At 44.8% G+C, this 20,514-nt stretch carries 17 protein-coding genes and 1 pseudogene; all 18 read left to right on the forward strand.

Going from position 1 to position 20,514, the window contains the following annotated elements:
• The first annotated feature begins 366 nt into the window (after window positions 1-366).
• The 18 genes and pseudogenes from PGS38_RS02765 to PGS38_RS02850 all read left to right on the forward strand — a co-directional run bounded on the left by PGS38_RS02765 (window position 367) and on the right by PGS38_RS02850 (window position 20,499).
• Window positions 367-978: a MerR family transcriptional regulator gene (locus PGS38_RS02765; protein ID WP_118640722.1), complete on the forward strand. Its 612-nt coding sequence runs from the start codon at window positions 367-369 to the stop codon at window positions 976-978.
• 113 nt (window positions 979-1,091) lie between these two features.
• Window positions 1,092-1,847 (forward strand): ABC transporter ATP-binding protein, encoded by a 756-nt coding sequence (locus tag PGS38_RS02770; protein ID WP_025580143.1) that lies wholly within the window; start codon window positions 1,092-1,094, stop codon window positions 1,845-1,847.
• On the forward strand, window positions 1,813-3,084 hold the full coding sequence (locus PGS38_RS02775; RefSeq protein ID WP_118640589.1) for a hypothetical protein: 1,272 nt from the start codon (window positions 1,813-1,815) through the stop codon (window positions 3,082-3,084). Before PGS38_RS02770 ends, PGS38_RS02775 begins: the two co-directional genes overlap by 35 nt.
• A 372-nt stretch (window positions 3,085-3,456) precedes the next feature.
• The gene (locus PGS38_RS02780) at window positions 3,457-4,512 is read left to right on the forward strand and encodes a helix-turn-helix domain-containing protein (protein WP_270475879.1); all 1,056 of its coding nucleotides are present in this window, start codon (window positions 3,457-3,459) and stop codon (window positions 4,510-4,512) included.
• Window positions 4,513-4,856: 344 nt separating this feature from the next.
• A pseudogene (locus PGS38_RS02785) lies at window positions 4,857-6,011 on the forward strand (FprA family A-type flavoprotein); the annotation flags it as partial.
• Window positions 6,012-6,930: 919 nt separating this feature from the next.
• Window positions 6,931-7,200, forward strand: a complete 270-nt coding sequence (locus tag PGS38_RS02790; protein ID WP_118640588.1) for an FmdB family zinc ribbon protein — start codon at window positions 6,931-6,933, stop codon at window positions 7,198-7,200.
• A 689-nt stretch (window positions 7,201-7,889) separates the two neighbouring features.
• On the forward strand, window positions 7,890-9,263 hold the full coding sequence (locus PGS38_RS02795; RefSeq protein ID WP_118640592.1) for an MATE family efflux transporter: 1,374 nt from the start codon (window positions 7,890-7,892) through the stop codon (window positions 9,261-9,263).
• Between the two features lie 88 nt (window positions 9,264-9,351).
• The gene (locus PGS38_RS02800; protein ID WP_118640587.1) at window positions 9,352-10,386 is read left to right on the forward strand and encodes a 2-hydroxyacid dehydrogenase; all 1,035 of its coding nucleotides are present in this window, start codon (window positions 9,352-9,354) and stop codon (window positions 10,384-10,386) included.
• Window positions 10,387-10,612: 226 nt separating this feature from the next.
• Window positions 10,613-10,951: a P-II family nitrogen regulator gene (locus tag PGS38_RS02805; RefSeq protein ID WP_055221847.1), complete on the forward strand. Its 339-nt coding sequence runs from the start codon at window positions 10,613-10,615 to the stop codon at window positions 10,949-10,951.
• Window positions 10,952-11,038: 87 nt separating this feature from the next.
• A complete protein-coding gene (locus PGS38_RS02810) occupies window positions 11,039-12,253 on the forward strand; it encodes an ammonium transporter (RefSeq protein ID WP_055227847.1) in 1,215 nt (404 codons plus the stop codon).
• Between the two features lie 30 nt (window positions 12,254-12,283).
• The gene (locus PGS38_RS02815) at window positions 12,284-12,622 is read left to right on the forward strand and encodes a P-II family nitrogen regulator (protein WP_118640586.1); all 339 of its coding nucleotides are present in this window, start codon (window positions 12,284-12,286) and stop codon (window positions 12,620-12,622) included.
• A gap of 96 nt (window positions 12,623-12,718) precedes the next feature.
• On the forward strand, window positions 12,719-13,633 hold the full coding sequence (locus tag PGS38_RS02820; protein WP_199695853.1) for an ABC transporter permease: 915 nt from the start codon (window positions 12,719-12,721) through the stop codon (window positions 13,631-13,633).
• A gap of 12 nt (window positions 13,634-13,645) precedes the next feature.
• Window positions 13,646-14,551, forward strand: coding sequence for an ABC transporter permease (locus PGS38_RS02825; RefSeq protein WP_118601125.1), 906 nt, complete (start codon window positions 13,646-13,648; stop codon window positions 14,549-14,551).
• 5 nt (window positions 14,552-14,556) lie between these two features.
• Window positions 14,557-15,600, forward strand: a complete 1,044-nt coding sequence (locus PGS38_RS02830; protein WP_118640585.1) for an ABC transporter ATP-binding protein — start codon at window positions 14,557-14,559, stop codon at window positions 15,598-15,600.
• Window positions 15,593-16,618 carry an ABC transporter ATP-binding protein gene (locus tag PGS38_RS02835; RefSeq protein WP_118640584.1) on the forward strand — a complete coding sequence of 342 codons (1,026 nt, stop codon included), beginning with the start codon at window positions 15,593-15,595 and terminating at the stop codon, window positions 16,616-16,618. The genes PGS38_RS02830 and PGS38_RS02835 overlap by 8 nt, the downstream gene beginning before the upstream one ends.
• A gap of 92 nt (window positions 16,619-16,710) precedes the next feature.
• The gene (locus PGS38_RS02840; protein ID WP_118640583.1) at window positions 16,711-18,375 is read left to right on the forward strand and encodes a peptide ABC transporter substrate-binding protein; all 1,665 of its coding nucleotides are present in this window, start codon (window positions 16,711-16,713) and stop codon (window positions 18,373-18,375) included.
• 122 nt (window positions 18,376-18,497) lie between these two features.
• Window positions 18,498-19,577 (forward strand): histidinol-phosphate transaminase, encoded by a 1,080-nt coding sequence (hisC, locus tag PGS38_RS02845; protein ID WP_158579800.1) that lies wholly within the window; start codon window positions 18,498-18,500, stop codon window positions 19,575-19,577.
• A 316-nt stretch (window positions 19,578-19,893) separates the two neighbouring features.
• Entirely contained in the window at window positions 19,894-20,499 is a 606-nt protein-coding gene (locus PGS38_RS02850; protein ID WP_022462444.1) for a type IV toxin-antitoxin system AbiEi family antitoxin domain-containing protein, read from the forward strand.
• Window positions 20,500-20,514: the final 15 nt, after the last annotated feature.

Raw genomic sequence — 20,514 nt, forward strand, 5'->3', positions numbered from 1 at the left:
AATATGATTATAGATAAAGAGTGCTACCGATAGACGGTTAGTCCGATATATGTTTTGACAAAAATTGCCGCTTAGTTTACCAGACCAGGGCGGCTATTTTTGTGGTTTATTATTATCCTTGCCAAAGGTATATCCAAGACCAAAGCAGGTTAAGCCGAAGCTCACTACTGCTATAAAATCAACAATACTCATGGCTTAGCCCTCCTTTCCAGTGGATTCTCTTTCGAGTTTCTATGTAATCAGAGGGTCACAGTCCCTCTGCTGAAGGACTAACCGCCTACCGTTATGATAGCACCCATGATGTAAATTATAGCAGTCAGGGACATTGTATGCAATAAAAAAATACGAAACATAAAAGAGGCTGTAATGAAGATAAAAGATGTTGAAAAACGAACTGGAATTACAAGTTATAATATCAGATTTTATGAGAAAGAAAATTTATTAATTCCGAAAAGAAATCCTGTAAATGGATATCGTGAATATACAGAGGAAGATATTCTTTTGTTAAATCGTATAAAAATGTTAAGGATGTTAGATATTCCGGTTTCAGATATTAGAAAAATATTATATGAAAAGGAAGCATTAACCAGCGTTTTAAATACACATTTGCTTAAAATTAAAGAAGAAGAAAATAGACTTAGGCAGAATTATTTTTTATGCGAAGAGTTGATAAAAATGGATATGAGTGTGACTGATTTATCAGAAGAGATGTTAGATAAAATGATATCAGGAAAAGAGGAATATATTTACCAATTGGAGAGAATAAAACGGCAGGACAGGATACAAAAAATTTTCGATATTTCTAAATTAATTGTTTGTATTGTAGGGGGAGTAATTGCTGTCATTATGTGCGTGCAATTATATTTGGAATTATGTAATACATATATGAGTGTTCCGTTTAAAGTAATAACTTTTGTTTTGGGTTTGATTTTGGTTGTTTCAATATTACGGATTATAGTGTGTAATGAAACAAAATAAGAATGCGAAGATGTTTTTGAGAAAAAGAGGACAAATAGAAAATGTTCTCTTTTTTTCTTGACCTTAAACTTCCTCTAAGGTGTATATATAAGAAAAACAGGGAGGCGAGAGATATGTATGTAAATGTAGAAAATGTAAATTTTGCTTATGATAAGAAGCCAATATTACATGATATTAATTTTGGAATGAATAAGGGAGAGATAACAGGTTTAATTGGTCCTAATGGCGCAGGAAAATCAACAATGCTAAAACTCATGATAAAAAAAATGAAACCCAATAATGGTAAAATTATTATTGGTGATAATGATATATTTTCTATTAAAAGAGAGAATAATCCTGTGACGTTCATTCCAGATATTCCAGTGTACTATGAAGAGTTGACTGTTTGGGAGCATCTTCAGTTTATTAAAGCACTGTACCCTGAGAACTCAGTGACAGTTGATTCATTAATTCGAGAATTTAATCTTAATCAGCACCTTAACAAAATTCCATCAGCACTTTCAAAAGGAACGTTGCAGAAACTTATGATTGCACTTGCATTGTTGCGGCAATACGATGTGCTGCTGGCAGATGAACCGTTTAATGGGTTGGATCCAGCACAAACATATAAATTCAAAAATACTTTAAAAAATTTGAAGAAACAAGATAAAACGATACTCATATCTACACATTTACTAAGTTTGGCTGAAGATTTTTGTGACAGATATATTTTTTTATATGATGGAAGAATAGTCGAACAAGGAACAAAGACAGAAATATTACAAAAGCAGCAGATGAATAAGGAAACTTCGTTGGAACAAATATATATGTCCTTAATTGGTGAGGGAGAGCATTATGCAGGAGTACAGAAAACTGTTATGTGTGAATAAGATTAGAGAAACTAAAAGATTAATAGAAAATATGCTGATACCTATATTGTCTTTGGTAGTTGCGGCAGCTGTTGTTGGATATCAAATTGTGATTAATTTTTTTCCAATAATTTGGAAAATAAATGCATGTAATCTTCGAATATGTTATCTGGTATTTGGATTTTTGATATTATACTCGTTTGGCGTTTGTTTTATTAATGTTAAACCGGCAATTATAATAAAACCGGCATCATTGTTTTTCATTCAAGAGAAAAGGATAAGACAAATGATATCAATAAAATATATAGGGTTAACCTTAAAGGACATTATATTTTCAATCATTCTTTCAGCTTGTATTAATGGAATCCATTTGAATAGAAATTTTCTATTTATATTACTCATAATATTTTTGTTATTAAATACAACTAATTTAATGAGATGGAAAATATATCATGCAAATCAAAGAAGAGATATTGGAATATGGCTGTTATTTAGTATAATCTTGGTAATATCGCTTAAATATTTTTTTATGTGTATTATTATAGATATAGGAATATGGATGTATATGCTAGTTTATGATTTTGGTGTTTTGGAAATAAATGCTTTAAAGTATGAAGATGAGATGCAATTTTTGGAAAAAGTACGTATTGCTCAAAATTTTAATAATACTGTATTGTTAGATCAATATGCAAAAGAAAAAATGGTGAGATATTTACAGAGAAAAAATAAAGTATCCAATTTTTTATACTACTTTCCATTGATATGGAAAGCTCAAATATCTATTTATAGATTAGGCAGAAATTGGATAATAATGGGAATGATTTTGTTTACGATATGTCTAGGAATTTATAAAATGCCTTTTTATTGGACGCTGCCATTTTTACAGCAAGAAGAAATACGTTATATGTTGTTGTTAGGCAGTATATTTGCCGTTTTTCGATTGACTTTACGGAGTATGGTTCAACAGTTGGATAGTATTCTTGAAAAAGCCACAGATGGTCTATTTATTCCTATATCGGAAAATCGAATTGTGAAACAGTTTATGGTGATACCAATTACAATTGTTTGTGGCGAAGGAATTATAATGGCTTTTGTTGTAAACAGCAATATAGCGCAAATACTGTTAGGGTGTGCAATACTTATATGTGCGACAGTCCTGAATCTCTGGCTAGAAGTGAAATATAAAAATTTTCTGGTGAAAAAGGATTTTATTTTAAGTATTGCTGTTTTCTTAGGAGCATTGATACTTACCAAATAGATAAGAGATATTATAGTGAGAAATGAAGTCGCTGTGATACCATTTTGATACTAAAAAATGCAGAGAATAGAAATATAGCCTGGAAAATCCACAACACAAGAAAATATGGACACGGAAATCACAGAAAATAATGAAATTTTAAGAACCTCACAAACGTATTGTTTGCAAATATGATCGGGCTGTAAATACAGGAAAATACAAGATCCCCGATTTGGCACTTTTGTGCTGAATCGGGGATTTTTTGGCGTAAAAATGCAGGTAAAGGATTCGTAGATTGACAAAACAGCCTATTTTCGCCTATTCTGAGACTGTAAAAACGCTCCGCTGGGCAACATGAGACGGTGCGGGAACAGCAGGAGGAAGGGACACGACGTGGAAGCGAAAGAGTTCGGGCGGTTTATTGCCGGAATGCGAAAAGAGAAAAAGATGACGCAGGCAGAGCTTGCGGAAAAGATTCATGTGACGGATAAAGCCGTCAGCCGGTGGGAGCGGGGACTTGGCTTTCCCGATATCCAGACGATTGAGCCGCTGGCTCAGGCACTTGGGATTTCTGTGCTGGAACTGATGCGCTCCGAACGGCAGGAGAAGGCGGTGCCGGAAATTCAGTATACTCAGAAGGAGGTGGCCGAAATGCTGCAGAACGCAGGTGACATTTCAAGGCAGCAGAAAAAACAGGACCGGAACGCAAACGTGATCGCGGGATTTCTGGTGATCGGTGTGGCAGCGGCAGCGTGGGCGGCAAAGATCGTAAACGTGGGCGGCGGCCTGATTCTAGGCGGTCTGGTGGCAGCAGCGTTTGTATCGCTGTGGTATTTCTTCCAGAACCTCGATGATGAAGAAAGCCGGAAAGTCTATGGGGCAGCATCCATTCTGTCTATGGGCATTCTGGCATCCCTGGTAAATTTCGTCTGGGGCGATCAGCTGGCAGAATTCATTCCCGGCGGTCTGGAACGAAAAGAGCAGATCTTCTGGACCCTGTGGTATCTGTTTGTTCTGGTAATGATGATGATCGGAACCATTCGATGTATCCGCCGGCAGAGACAGAAAAAAGAAAAGAAATACAAAACCGTTCTTTTCACGGCAATTATGGCGACGATCATGTTTGTAACACTGTGGCAGTATCAGAACACCATGCAGAACCGGTACAAAAACACAGGAATCTGGAGCGGCGCACAGCAGTACGCCGAGGTGCTGCTGAAAAGAAACAAAAACCTCGAAAACGACTGGCTGATCGGCGATGAGTCCTGGCGCGAAGGAAACAAAAATACTTTCGAAATTCGCCTTACCTATTACGCTGATGCCGATGACGCAAAAGAGGGACGTGAAAGCGAATATCAGTACAAGATTCATTTTGATGATGTTGACGGCTACGTCATCAAATCAGAAGGCGTACCAGAGAAAGAGATTGTTTTCCCGGAAAATAAATAAGAAGTGAGAAACGGGATTCCATTCTTGCGCCTCCCACAGAAAAAGACTATACTCATAGTATCAGCATGTACGCTCGGAATCTTTCTGCACTTGCTTTTGCGACTGGCGGTTGGAATCAGTTATGATAAAGAAACAAAAGAACATGCCTGTAAAATAGAAGTATTGTGATGATTTGCAAGCTGTGGAAAAGGGATATCGTGTGTGTGAACGGAGAAAAGCAAGTAAAAATAGTAATCTTTACTATTTTTACTTGCTTTTTCCTCCATCATAGGATAATATAAAAATATACGGTTCGGAGCAGGTTCCGGGCAGGAAAAAACAAGATGGAAAGGATATGGATTTTTATGAAAATTACAGAGGATATTATCTACGCGGGAGTCAACGATCATCAGGTAGACCTGTTTGAAGGTCAGTACAAAGTGCCGAACGGCATGGCATATAATTCTTACGTAATTCTCGATGAAAAAACGGCAGTTATGGATACCGTAGATGCAAACTTTGCGGATGAATGGCTGGCAAATGTTGCGAAAGCACTGGATGGCAGAAAACCGGATTACCTGATCGTACAGCATATGGAGCCGGATCACTCTGCGAATATTGAAAACTTCGTAAAAGCATATCCGGAAGCAACCGTTGTTGCAAACACAAAAACCTTTGCCATGATGAAAAACTTTTTCCCAAAGATGGATCTCGCCGGAAGGAAACTGGAAGTAAAGGACGGTGAGTTCCTTACGCTCGGAAAACACGTTCTGACCTTCGTGTTCGCTCCGATGGTACACTGGCCGGAGGTTATGGTTACATACGACAGCACGGACAAGGTTCTGTTCGCAGCAGACGGTTTTGGAAAATTCGGTGCACTCGACCGCGAGGAACCATGGGATGACGAAGCACGCCGTTATTTTATCGGTATTGTCGGAAAATACGGTTTGCAGGTACAGAAGCTCCTGAAAGTAGCAGGTACGCTGGATATCCGGAAAATCTGTTCCCTGCACGGTCCGGTTCTGACGGAAAATCTTGGCCACTACATTGAAAAATACGATATCTGGTCTTCCTACCGCCCGGAAGAAGAAGGTGTTGTGGTTGCCTATACTTCTGTTTACGGCAATACAAAAAAAGCTGCCGAATTGCTTGCAGATAAGCTGAAAGAAAAAGGCTGCCCGAAGGTCGTTGTTTACGATCTGGCAAGAGACGATATGTCTGCTGCCGTAGCGGATGCTTTCCGTTACAGTAAGCTGGTTCTCGCAACCCTGACCTACAATGCAGGCATTTACCCGTTCATGCAGGATTTCATCAACCGTCTGACAGAGCGCAGCTTCCAGAACCGCACCATCGGTCTGATCGAAAACGGAAGCTGGGCACCGACCGCAGCAAAAGTGATGAAGGGCATGTTTGAGAAGAGCAAAAATATCACCTGGACAGAGAATAATGTAAAAGTAATGTCCGCTGTGAAGGAAGAGAACGTAAAAGAGATCGAGGCACTGGCCGAAGAACTCTGCAAATAAGAAATTAAGAAGAGAAGAAAGAATATGGGAAAAATGCTCCGCTGGACTTTGCGAAAGGCAAAGACAGCGGAGTCTTTCGTTCTCCTCTTTTGGAAAGAAGATTCTGTGGAGTTCCGGAGGGAGCAGGATCGCCCTGCGGTGGGTCAAAAAAAGCCGGGGGTTGAATTTTGCGAAAGCCTGCGGCCGCCTCTTTGTAAGTGAGACTGCATCAGGTTTCTGATCTTTCGATTTTGATGTCATAATATTCTGAAAATAATAAAATGTAAAATAAATTAAAAGAAAGTATTGACAAAACGGAGAAGATGAGTTAATATAAGATCAACAAAAGAAAAGAGAACAAAAATAAAAACAAGAAAGAAACATCAAAACGAAAAAGAAACATCAAGACGAAATCTAAGAAAGTAAGAGGTACAGTCCAATGGCATAGTTAATCTGAACATCAAAAAAATCTCTGAAGAGTTTACATATAGAACCTAAAGGAGATGATTCCAATGAAAGGCAGAGGCCCATAGGGAAAAAATAAAAACAAAAAAATCCAGGAGGTACGGTCCAAAAGGAACATAACGAAATACCCCGAAATCAATGAAAGCAGCAGGTGTATAAAATGAAATTACTGGAAATTCATTAAAAGCCCGGTCGAGAAAAAAATAAATCGATCGGGCTTAAACTATGTCTGCTGAAAAATCTGTTTGACTGCCCTGCGGTCTGCGCGAGCCGTGAAAGCAGAAAAGACGCTACAGCCCCGAAAGAAACGAGAGCATACAGCGTCCTTTTTCTTTCAAGAATCAGTGTAATACTTGTACGCATGTGTTTACGAGTTGTTTTTTGCAAAAACGATTCTTTTTCAGATGTCTGGTTTTGGCAAGGTAAGTATGGTAGAATAAGAAACGGAAAATGGATAGGAGGAAACGAATCTATGTATTACATACCAGACGGAACCAAAACATGTGGTTATTATGAATGCAAGAAATGCGGCAACCGCTTTTTATCCCTTCAGACGATGGAAAAAATCCCATGCCCGGACTGCGAGGCGGAGGTGGATTATGAAATCGGGCCTGGTGAATCTTTGGAGGATGTGCTGGATACCGCAGTGCTGCTGCAAAGAATTGAGGGCGAAGAGGAAGTGGAAAAGATGGATGCACTCTTAAGTCTTGCGATTACCGGCGGAGATTTTGACTGGATCTGATATACCGGAGTCTTTTTCAAACAGGCGCCGGACAGGTGGCGGATATTTGATGAAAGCAAAGTCTGGCGTTCGCTCTGAATTTTCACAGAATTTTGCCGGAGTTTTTCCGCGATTTTAAAAGAAAACAAAGAAATTTCAAAGGTTCATGAGAAAAATGTTCAGAAATGACTGAAAAAATATCGGCAAAATTGTATAAAATTGACAGAACTGACGCAAAAGACCGGAAATCATCGAAAAATTTAAGGATTGACAAAAAGCGGGAATTCCGTTAGAATGTGCCTATGTTGAAAAACAGCAGAGCAATGGAACAAAATAAAGACAACGCAACGGAGCGGTTCTGAAAAAAGAATCTCTCCGTTTTTTTATTTCTTCCCTTTCTCCCAGGTTTAAATTTCTCCCGGAAAACACTCTCAGGAAACCAGAAAATGATCTGTCTGTTTTTCAAGATAAACTCCATATAAGTAATGGATTCGCGAAGGCGCGGTACGAAGGGAAAGCTTTGTGCCGCGTTTTTCCATCCAAAGGATACCTGCAAATGGCAGTAAAAAGTTCGCAACGGGGCGATCTGGAAGGAAGACTTCCAGGTCGTTTTTTGTTATCAAAGGTATCAGGGACTGCTTCTGAAAACCAAATTTGATTTTGTCAGAAACAGGACAGAAAAAATGCAGAACCGGAAAGGAGAAAGTCCGATGGAAAACACAAACGTCTTATTTGACCGAAAGCGTCTGGTCCGGCTGATCGTTCCCTTGATTGTGGAACAGGTGCTGGCCGTTACCGTCGGTATGGCAGACATGGTGATGGTATCCGGAGCCGGTGAAACGGCTGTTTCCGGAATCTCACTTGTCAATACGATCTGTGTACTGCTGATCGTGATTTTCACATCGATGGCAAGCGGCGGTTCCGTTGTCGGAGCCCAGTTCCTCGGAAGCGGGGATAAGAAAACAGCGTGTCACGCAGCCGAACAGCTCGTTATGATCTGCGGACTGATTGCACTTGTCATCTGCGGCATTTCCTTTTTCGGAAACCGCTGGATTCTCCGTGTGGTCTACGGATCGGTGGAAGAGCAGGTTATGGCCTATGCGGTGGAATACTTCTTCATTACATCGCTTTCGTTCCCGTTCCTTGGCATCTACAATGCGGGGGCAGCGCTTTTCCGGGTTATGGGAAACTCAAATATTTCAATGGTTACTTCCATCGTGATGAATGCGCTGAACATCATCGGAAATGCTGTTTTTGTTTTCGGCTTTGACATGGGAGTTGCAGGCGTGGCACTTTCCACTTTGATTTCCAGAGCCTTTGCCAGTATTGTGATTCTTGTACTGCTGCATCAGGAAAAATACGAGATCCACTGTACGAAATGGTTCCTGGCCGGATGGGACAAGGAGATGATGAAAAAGATCTTTTCCATCGGTGTTCCGCAGGCACTGGAAAACAGTATGTTCCAGATCGGAAAGCTGTTGACCCAGAGCATGATTGCCGGATTTGGAACAGCATCGATTGCAGCAAATGCCTGTGCAATGACCGTGGAACAGCTTGCTTTTATGCCGGGATCGGCGATGGGACTTGCCATGACAACCGTGGTTGGCCAGTGTGTCGGAGCGGGAGATTATAAGCAGGCGAGAAGCTATACAAAGAAGCTGATCACAGGAGCCTACGCATTCCTTTGGATTCTGAATATCCTGCTTCTGGCAGCAGCACCACTGTTCGCCGGAGCATATAACCTTTCCGATGGCGCTTACCGGATGGCAGTGATTGTGATTCGATACCACAGCATCTGCTGTATGATGATCTGGCCGCTGGCCTTTACCCTTCCGAATACGATGCGTTCTGCCGGCGATGCCAAGTTTACGATGACGGTCAGCATCCTGTCCATGTGGTTCGTTCGAATTGCACTGGCGTATCTGATCGGTGTTTCCCTCCATGTGGGACTCCTTGGTGTCTGGATTGCACAGACCCTCGACTGGGTAGTCCGTGCAGGATTTTGCATTGTCCGGTATCTCGGTCATAAATGGGAAAATAAATCCGTTGTAAGGCAACAGGAAAAGGAAATTCTTACAGAATAAAAACAGAAGAATTAACTTGTCGGCATACTGGAAATCCATCTTGAAATCGGAACATAAAAAGACAGAAGTACAACAGGAGGCGAGGCGTATGAAAGAAGAAAACTATGAGGTAGTCGTTTTTCAGGGAGACCCGGGAACCATCGATCTGACGTACGAAGAAATAGAAGCAGAGTGGAACAAAATGCTGCAGACCGTACCGCAGATTGGAAAGTTCCGTATCATCCATCAGGAGAAAAAGAGGTACACCTTCGAAGATTACAGCAGTCAGATCGGGAACGCCGACGCAGCACTTGGTATCTGGGTCCACAAAGGAGTGATCAACGAAAAGCTCTTTGAAGCGCATCCGAATCTGAAATATATCGCAACGCTGGGACATGGATTTGAAGACTTCGATGTGGAAATGACAAGACGCCGGGGCGTGACCATAACGAATACGATTTACGGCGATGTCACCATTGCCCAGTATGCGATGGCACTGCTCATGAACATCTGTCATAACGTGACGGTACAGAGCGATTACACCAAAACAGGGTACTGGAAAGAAAAAGAAACGAATCCGCAGGCAAGCTACAATCAACTGTTCGTGCCGCAGATTGAGCTCTACCAGAAAACGATGGGAATCATCGGACTTGGCGCAATCGGCCTCTGGACGGCAAGAATGGCAAAGGGCTTTGGCATGAAGGTCATCGCAAACAGCCGTCACAAAAAGGCGGGGCCGCAGTATGACGGCATCGAGCAGGTCAGCATGGAAGAAATCTTCGAACGGTCGGATGTAATCTCGATCCACTGTCCACATACAAAGGAAACAGAAAATCTGCTGAACCGTGAAGCGTTTGCCAAAATGAAGGACGGTGTCATCATTATCAACACCGCGCGGGGCATCATCATCGATGAGGAGGCGCTTCTTGAGGCGCTGGAATCGAGAAAGGTTTATATGGCAGGACTCGATGTTGTCGCAAATGAGCCGCCGCAGTATCAGATTCCGCTGATGCAGTCGCCGTACACCTTTATTACTTCCCATATCGCCTGGCAGCCGAAGGCAGCAAGACTCCGCGCAGTCGATCTGGCGGTGAAAAACTTCCGGTCTTACCTGGAGGGAATGCCGACGAGTGTGATTAATTAAAAACAGTGGATTGTGAAAACAGCTGCAAAAAAACAGCTGCAAAAAAACGACTGTAAAAACAACTATAAAAACAATTGTAAAAACAGCAGAGCTGCGGAACAGTCCAGGCATGAAAGAAGAGGTTAGAAAATCTGTCAGAAAACAGATTTCTATATAGAAGCAGCAGAGCCGGTAAATGGAGGTAGGAAGCTTGTACAGGAGCCGGTTCGGAAAGGGAGGGAAAATCATGAAAAAGCTGGAAATTGTAATTCGTCCGGAGAGTCTCGAAAATCTGGAGCTACTCCTCGAGGAACAGAAGGCAAACGGTATGATGATCACGAATATCCTTGGATATGGAAACCAGAAGGGATATCGTCAGATGTACCGCGGAGCGGAAATCGTGGCCAAAATGCTTCCGAAGGTTAAAGTGGAAACCGTTGTGGAGGATGACAAGGTTCCGAAAATCGTTGATTTTGTTGTAAAAAACCTGTCAACCGGAAACTACGGCGATGGAAAAATTTTCGTTTACGATGTCGAAGATGCAGTGCGGATCCGGACAGGTGAGCACGGCGAACAGGCACTTTAAAAAATCTGAAAGCTACCGTTTCAAGATGACCGTTTCAGAAGATCTGCAGACGGGAACAGGTAAGATGGGAATGAGGAGGAACTTATTATGGAAAACACACAGGTATTACTCAATATCGTATGGACCATGGTCGGAGCCTTTCTGGTGTACTTTATGCAGGCCGGATTTGCCATGGTGGAGACAGGATTTACAAGAGCGAAAAACTCCGGAAACATTCTGATGAAGAATATGATGGATTTCGTGCTCGGCTCTATTTTCTTCTTTATCATCGGATTTGCGCTGATGTTCGGAGGAAGCAATGCCTTTATCGGAACAGCAGGTTTCTTTCATCCGAAATCGCTGGCAGATGCAGATGGTATGTTCAACGGCCTGCCGATCGGCGTATTTATGATTTTCCAGACCGTGTTCTGTGCAACATCGGCCACGATTGTATCAGGTGCTATGGCAGAGAGAACCAAATTCATCTCTTATTTGATTTACTCCGCAGCCATCAGCGTTTTCATTTATCCGATCACCGGACACTGGATCTGGGGCGGCGGCTGGTTAAGCCAGATCGGGTTCCATGATTTTGCAGGATCTACTGCAGTTCATATGGTCGGCGGTCTGTGTGCCCTTGCCGGTGCAAAAATGGTCGGACCTCGTATCGGAAAATATACAAAAGAGGGAAAACCGGTTGCTATTCCTGGTCATAACCTTCCGCTTGGAGCACTTGGTGTCTTTATCCTCTGGTTCTGCTGGTTCGGATTTAACTGTGGATCGACCACAGCAGCAACCTATAACCTTGGCGACATTGCCATGACCACAAACCTCGCAGCAGCAGCAGCAACGCTTGTTACCCTGATTGTTACCTGGGTACGTTATGGAAAACCGGATATCAGTATGACAATGAACGGCGCACTGGCCGGACTGGTAGCTATTACAGCAAGTTGTGATGTAGTCAATGATTACGAGGCACTGTTCATTGGAGCAGTTGCAGGTGTTGTCGTTGTATTTGCAGTTGAATTCTTTGATAAAGTCGTAAAAATCGATGACCCGGTTGGTGCAATCAGTGTACATGGTGTCTGTGGAGCACTCGGAACCTTATTCACCGGCATTTTTGGTGAGGGATGCAGCTTTATCACCCAGCTGATCGGTTTTGTAGCAGTTGCGGCATATACCCTGATCCTGGCGTTCATTCTGTTCTTTGTCCTGAAAAAGACCATCGGACTTCGCGTAACCGAGAAAGAAGAGATCGACGGACTGGATATGCACGAGCACGGATGCAGCGCTTATGCAAACTTCCACTTCCATAATGATAAATAAAAAAAGGATCAATAAAAAGGTGGTGCGGATATGAAAAAGCTGACAGTTATTGTCAAACCCGCGAACCGGGAGGATGTCATCGACATCATGGAATCGTGTGCCGTGTACGGCGTGATGGAAACGGATATCACCGGATATGGAAACCAGAAGGGTTACCGGGTGATGTACCGCGGAACCATGAGCGGACCGAATGTACTGATGAAATGCAAATTCGAGACCGTCGGTGACGATAAGACAATTGCAGTATTAAAAGGCTTCCTGGAAAAGAAGCTGTGTACCGGAAATATCGGAGACGGAAAGATTTTTGTCGAGAAAGTGGCAGATGTCATCCGGGTTCGTACCGGTCAGCGCGGCGAGGAAGCATTATAAAAACAAAAGACAGTAAAAAGGTGCAAAGAGGCAGCCAGAACAGATCGTTCGGCTGCCTCTTCTGAGCTAAAAAAGCCGGAACGGGAGGAATGCTGCATGGTAAGATATATCATAAAACGTTTATTCATTGGAGTGGTGACGATCTGGGCGCTGATCACCATTACCTTTTTCCTGATTCGGATTATGCCGGGCAGCCCGTTCGAGGCAGACAATCTTTCCAAGAGCGCCATTGAGCAGCTTGAATCGACCTACGGGCTGGATGAACCCATGTGGAAACAGTATATCCTTTACATGGAAAATCTGATGCACGGGGATCTCGGCATTTCCTATAAAAAGAACGTTTCTGTTAATACACTGATCGCAAGAGGATTTCCGTACACGCTAAGCATCGGACTTCTCTCTATCGCGGTATCTGCTTTCATCGGTATTCTGATGGGCATCTGGATGGCGACGAGCAAGCGGCTGGCAGTGAAAAACACCTTGCTTGGAATTGCGACGCTGGGGGTCAGTATCCCGGGATTCGTCACAGCGATCCTGCTGATGATGATTTTCGGTGTCTGGTGGCCGGTACTCCCGATCGTCGGTCTTGGTTCTCCGGCCAACTACATTCTTCCGGTGGCAGCACAGTCATTCGGACAGATCGCTTCGATTGCCAGACTGACCAAGAGTACGTATTCCGAGGCGATCCAGATGGATTACGTAACGATGGCAAGAGCGAAGGGACTTAGCAATCTGTACATCACCGCGCGTCACGTCCTTAAAAATGCACTGATCCCGGTTGTCACCTATTTCGGACCGGCCATCGCATTTCTGATCACAGGAAGCTTCGTCGTAGAATCTATTTTTTCCATTCCCGGAATCGGACGTGAATTTACGAATGCGATCACGAACCGTGATTACACCGTAGTCCTTAGCTTCAGTGTTTTCATCGGTGTGATTATCACCGTTGCAAACCTGGCGGTGGATATCATTTGTTCCCTCATTGACCCGAGAATCAAACTGACAAACTAGGAGGTGACTGTTATGGACTGGTTTTCACCGATTGATCCATCCAAAAAGAACAGCGAGTTTATTGCCGTGGAGAGCAAAAGCTTCTGGAAAGCGGCATGGGGAAGATTTAAGAAAAATCCAATGGCAGTTCTCGGACTGGTCGTCATCCTCCTTCTGGCGGTGATTTCCATTTTCGGGCCGATGATCAGCCCCTACGCATACGATGCACAGGACGCAGCCAATCAGTACGCAGGCTTTTCGGCACAGCATATTTTCGGAACCGACAAATTCGGCCGTGACGTATTTACAAGACTCTGCTACGGAGGCCGTATCAGCCTGGCGATCGGTTTTGGAGCAGCCGTCATCAACACCGTACTCGGTGTGGTGATCGGTGGACTGTGCGGCTACATTGGTGGAAAATTTGATAACTTTGTGATGCGTATTGTGGATATCATCTACGCAATGCCATCTATGATCTACGTTATTCTGATCATGATGGTTCTCGGATCGAATGTACGAAGCATTTTGATCGGTATCTGCATTCCGGGCTGGATCGGCATGGCGCGTCAGGTAAGAGGCCAGCTGATCGCCTTAAAGGAGCAGGAATTTTCCATGGCAGCACTCGTCATCGGAGCAAGCGATGCGAGAATTCTGTTCCGCCATCTGCTGATCAATGCCATCGGGCCGATCATCGTACAGATTACTTTCCTTGTTCCGAACGCCATTTTCACCGAAGCCTTCTTAAGCTTCATCGGAATCGGCATTTCCGCTCCGATGGCAAGCTGGGGTTCCATGGCACAGGATGCCCGTCAGGTGCTTACCATGCACCCGGGACAGCTGCTTTTGCCGACCATCTGCATCTGTATCACCATTTTCTCCCTGAACTTCCTCGGCGAGGGAATCGGCGATGCCTTTAATCCAAAGAAAACCAGGGGGTGAAGCGTATGAGTTTACTCGAAATCAGCCATCTCACAACAAAATTTGAAACGCAGCAGGGAACCGTCAGCGCAGTCCGCGATGTTTCCTACCATCTGGAAGAGGGCGAGGTACTTGGTATCGTCGGCGAGTCCGGTTCCGGAAAAAGTGTCGGCATGCTGACCCTGATGGGGCTTCTGGCATCGAACGGCAGAGTGGAAGAAGGAGAGATCCTTTTCGACGGAGAAAACATTTCTCCGCCGCACACGAAGGACCGGAAAGAAAAACGGGCTTATGAAAAGAAAATGCAGCAGATCCGCGGAAACCGCATCGGCATGATTTTCCAGGATCCGATGACATTTCTGAATCCGATCCTGAAAATCGGAATTCAGATGACAGAGGGAATTCGAAAGCATCAGAATTGCTCCCAAAAAGAGGCGGAAGCGAAAGCCATTGAGCTGATGCGGCAGGTCGGAATTCCAAGTCCGGAAAAACGGCTCGATCAGTATCCATTTGAATTTTCCGGCGGTATGCGGCAGAGAATCATCATTGCGACGGCTCTGGCGTGTGACCCGAAGCTGATTATCGCAGATGAGCCGACAACCGCACTGGATGTGACTGTACAGGCACAGATTCTGGAGCTTTTGAAAAAGCTGACAAAGGAAAAAGGAACCTCCGTTATTATGATTACCCACGACCTCGGCGTTGTCGCTTCTATGTGCGACCGGATCGCCATTATGTACGCAGGACAGATCGTAGAAGAGGGAACCGTCGATGAGATTTTCTACGAACCGCATCATCCGTACACGAAAGGTCTTCTGAACAGTATCAACAATTCGGCAAAGGATAACGACGAACCGCTCGTTCCGATTCCGGGAACACCGCCGGACCTCTTAAAGCTTCCGAAGGGCTGCGCATTTATGAGCCGCTGTCCTTACACTATGAAGATCTGTGAGGTACAGGCTTCTCCGGTGACAACCTACAGCGAGACGCACTGCTGCAGATGCTGGCTGGAATGTATGGATGAAACAAAGATTACAGTTTCCGGGGAGGAGGCGGCTGCCAATGAGTAAAAATGTACTGGAAGTAAAAAACCTGTGTAAATACTTTGATGTGAACAGAGGAATGAAGGGAGCACAGAAGGTCATCGCCGTAGATGGTATTTCCTTCGAGGTAAAAAAAGGGGAAACCTTCGGACTGGTCGGAGAATCCGGCTGTGGAAAAAGTACACTTGGCCGCACGATTTTACGGATCTATGAGCCGACAAAGGGCGAAATCGTTTTCGAGGGAGAAGATATCTCCAGGCTTTCCCGGAAAAAGATGCTTCCCTACCGGCAGAAGCTGCAAATGATCTTCCAGGATCCGTATGCATCCTTAAATCCCCGTTTTACCGTCGGTGAGATTATTGAGGAGCCGATGGTGATTCATCACATGTACGATGAAAAAAAGCGAAAAGAACGCGTGCAGGAGCTGCTGGAAACGGTTGGATTGAAACCGGACCACATCCGGAGATATCCGCATGAATTTTCCGGCGGCCAGAGACAGCGAATCGGAATTGCGAGAACGCTGGCACTCGAACCAGACTTTATCGTCTGCGACGAACCGATTTCGGCGCTCGACGTTTCCATCCAGGCACAGGTCATCAACCTTTTGGAGGATATTCAGAAAAAAGAGGGCATCAGCTATCTCTTTATCGCACACGATCTTGGCATGGTAAAGCATATCAGCCACCGGATCGGTGTCATGTATCTGGGACACATGGTAGAGATCGGAGAATCCAATGATGTTTACCGCCGTCCGCTTCACCCATATTCGAAGGCACTGCTTTCTGCAGAGCCGATCCCGGATCCGAAGACCGCAAGAAGCAGAAAACGAATCCTGCTGGAAGGCGAAATCCCAAGTCCGATCCATCCGCCGAAAGGATGCCCGTTCCACACGAGGTGCCCCTACGCTATGGAAGAATGCAGCCAGGCCCGCCCGGCAACGTATGATATTGAGGGCAGGAAAGTGGCTTGCTTCTTATATTCCCCGCGGTATTTGAGACAGAGGGAGGGTCTGGCAATCGAACCGCTGCTGGCCGGAGCAAAATAGAACCATTCCGGTGCGGCAGGTTTGGGAACAGAGGTTCCGGGGACCGGAGTTGTGTTTCAAAAAAGCATCAGCAGCAAAAGGAGGAGAACATTATGAGAAAATTATGGAAAGCAACAGCGACACTGGCAGCGGCTGTTCTTCTGGCAGGATCCCTTGCCGGATGCGGAAGCAGCGGAGGAAGCAGCAGCTCTTCCGGAGGAGGCAAAAGCGGCAGTACTTCCGATATGATTGTGACAACGATGTATACCGAGGCCGGAAGCCTGGACAGTGCAGGAGAGAGCGGTTTATGGTGGTGGTCCTACGATGATGTGTGTATGGCGCCGATCATGGAAATGAAAGAGGACGGTTCCTGGGATTACATTCTGGCAGAAAGCGTTGATGTCAATGAGGATATGACACAGTACACCGTTCACCTCCGCAGCGATGCAAAATGGAGCAACGGAGACGATGTGACAAGTGCCGATTTCAAAAATACCATTGTCCGCGCACTGGATCCGAACTGCAAGAGTGGTTATTCCTCAATGCTTTACCCGATTGTGGGAGCTGAGGAGATGTACAACGGAACCGGCGATGAGAGCGGTCTTGGCGTAGACACCAGCGATGATAAGACCATCGTATTCAACTTAAAGGAGCCGTGCGCTTACTTCGAACAGCTCTTTGTACTTCCGGTTTATATGCCGACGCATCGCGAGCTTCAGACAGAAACCAACGGCGACTGGGCAATGGGAAATGACATGGATGCGCTGGTAAGCTGCGGACCGTACTACCTCGCAGAGTATGTACCGAACCAGTACAGCGTTTATAAGAAAAATGAAAATTACGTTCAGGCAGACCGGATCAAAACCGATACGATCAAAAAGATGGTTATGGACGATACACAGTCCATCATCAATGCGTATAAATCCGGTGAGCTGAACTTTATCTCAGCAGATTATACCGTTATGGACGAGTATAAAGACAGCGATGAGCTGATTACTTCTCCGGCCATGACAAGCTACTACGTATTGTTTAATGTAAATGAAGCACCGTTTGACGATGTCCGTGTCCGCCAGGCGTTCTCTATGGCAGTCAACCGCGATGAGGTAGCTTCCGCGTGCGGTTCCTCTTATGAGGCAAGTGATTTCTTCGTAGCAAAACATCTGAAATCCTCCGCAAGCGGCAAGGACTGGGCAGAGGAAGTAGAGGAAGATCCGATCGGCTTTGATCCGGACAAGGCAAAAGAGCTTCTGGCAGAGGCCGGTTACCCGGATGGAGAAGGCTTCCCGGCCATCACCTACAAATACCCGAACCTCCAGCTCGACAGCGATATGGCACAGGCCCTGCAGGCACAGTGGAAAACAAACCTTGGCATCGAGGTGGAGCTTCAGGCAGAGGAGCAGCAGGTACAGGTAGCAGAGAGAAGATCCGGTGATTTCCAGCTTGCCCGCATGAGATGGACTGCAGACTTTACAGATCCGTTCACCTTCCTTTCCATGTACCGTTCCAACGACAGCTACAACGATAACAAGACCAACTGCCCGGAGTATGACGAACTGATGGCACAGTCGAATGAGGAAAGCGATCCGACCGCCAGATTTGAGCTGCTGCACCAGGCTGAGAGCGTACTGGTAAACGACTACTGCTTCGGCGTACCGGTACTGAATTCTTCCAATATTTATCTGGTAAGCACCGATATCACAAACTTTGAGATCGACCCGTCCAGAAACATGATCCGTACCAAATATCTGGTATTGGGAGACAGCTCTTCTGAGTCTTAAGCAAAAAATCGGAAAACGGGAAGGCTCTGCAGATGGCTTAGCAGCTGTTTCGAGGGGAGCCGTAAAACGGTAATTTTCCGGAAAAAAAACAATAGAAGCCGTGAAAACAGGAGGAAATGAATATGGAAGTAAATAAAATCATCAGCCACGCATTACAGAGCATGCCGCCGAGCAAACGTCAGAAGGCATTTGCGAAGGACACCTCAAAACTGATCCATATGGGATTAAACGAAAACAATTACGGAATGTCACCGAAGGCAGTGGCGGCACTGGAGGACTCTATGGCGGGAAGCCATTTTTATCCTGATTTTGCGGCAGTACTGCTGAAACAGAAGGTAGCGGAGCAGTACGGATTAAAAGCAGAAAATGTACTGACAGGCGCCGGATCGAGTGCGATGATCGATATGATCGGACTGACCTTTCTGGACGAGGGAGATGAGGTGCTGTTTTCCGCGCCGACCTACGGGGCATTTGCCGACATGGCGTATTTAAATGGCGGTGTGCCGGTCTCCGTACCGGTAACCGAGGAGCAGAAATTTAATCTCCCTGCCATGAAAGAAAAAATCGGTGAAAAAACAAAAATCGTGGTGATCTGCAATCCGAATAACCCGACCGGAACGTATGTGCCGATCGGGGAGCTGGAAGCATTCGCAGATACTCTTCCGGAGGACGTGCTGCTGGTGATGGATGAGGCATACATGGAGTTTGCCACCGAGCCGGACTGCTGCAGTATGGTTGATTATATGAAAGCGCATCCGGAAAAACCGATTCTGGTTCTCCGTACCTTTTCCAAATATTATGCGATGGCAGGCCTTCGTGTCGGCTATGCGCTGGGCTCCGAAGAGCTGATTGGAATCATGCGGAAATGTTCCGCTTCCTGGAACCTGAATGTCTGTGCCCAGAAAGCGGCAGTGGCAGGCCTGGCAGACCAGGAATATTATCAGGAGCAGAAAGCAAAAATCGTGGAGGGAAGAGAATATCTGGAAAAAGAGATGGCAGCGCTTGGCTGCAGGGTTTATCCGTCCCAGTCGAATTTCATCTACTTCGATACCGGAAAAGATCCTGCCTGGATTCAGGAACAGCTGATGGAAAAGGGCATCCGTATCGGCGCTTTTGAGATGAGCCGTGTGAGCGTGGGAACGATGGAGGAGTGTAAACTTTATATCAAAGCATTAAAAGAAATTCTGGAAGCGGCAGAGTGAAAAAAGGTTTTACGGTAAACGTTAAAAGATAGAATGAAAGAGAAAAAGACCGGATGAGAAGTAAAAAATCCGGTCTTTTTCTGCTGGTATGAGAACAGAAAAAGCGGATCAGCAGGTTGCATATTTCAGGTAAAAAAGGTATACTTATAAGTGATAAAAAGAGAAATATGTTAGCAGCAGCTAATAAGAAAAAAACAGAGAAAAAACATGGTTTTTGCAAATTAGTGCTTGCCATTCCATGAAAATTGGAATATTATATGTGCAAACGCCTATAGATGAAAAAACATGTATCACATCCTGAAAGGGGAAAGAAAATATGCTTTTTAAAACATACCAGAAGATCACGACGTTATTTAAAGAACATCATGGATATATGAGCTTCGCAGACCTCAGAGATCATCAGGTGACTGTACTGCAGCTGGCAGAAATGGAAGAGGAAGGAAGTCTGGAACGATTTGCACGCGGCTGGTACTGGTGCAAGGACTGTGGTTATGAAAAACCGGAAGACTATCAATATATTGAAATTGCGAAAGTAAACCCACGCGCAGTCATCTGCATGGACAGTGCTGCATGGCTTGCCGGAATGCTGAAAGAAGAGCCGGCTACGATTGCAGTTGCAACAGCACGGACAGACCGAAAAAAAATGGATCTGGAAAATTTTGAAATCAGACGTTTTTATTTCCAGAATGCCGATGTCCCGGGTGAAATCTGTGAGAAAAAGACAGAGTTTGGTTCCTACAAATATTATTCTCCGAAGAGAACCTTCTGTGACTGTCTGCGCATGAACAACAAGATGCCGGAGGAAGTAAAAGAAGAAATCCTCACCTGGTGCCGGAAACAGAAATATTCCAAAGAAGAGATTCTGGAATACGCGAACAAGCTCCGTGCGGTAAAAAATATCGAGGAAGAGTATCAGAAATAAAATTTCACAGGAATA

It is taken from the genome of Fusicatenibacter saccharivorans, assembly GCF_027667425.1.
Taxonomy (GTDB): Bacteria; Bacillota; Clostridia; order Lachnospirales; family Lachnospiraceae; genus Fusicatenibacter; species Fusicatenibacter saccharivorans.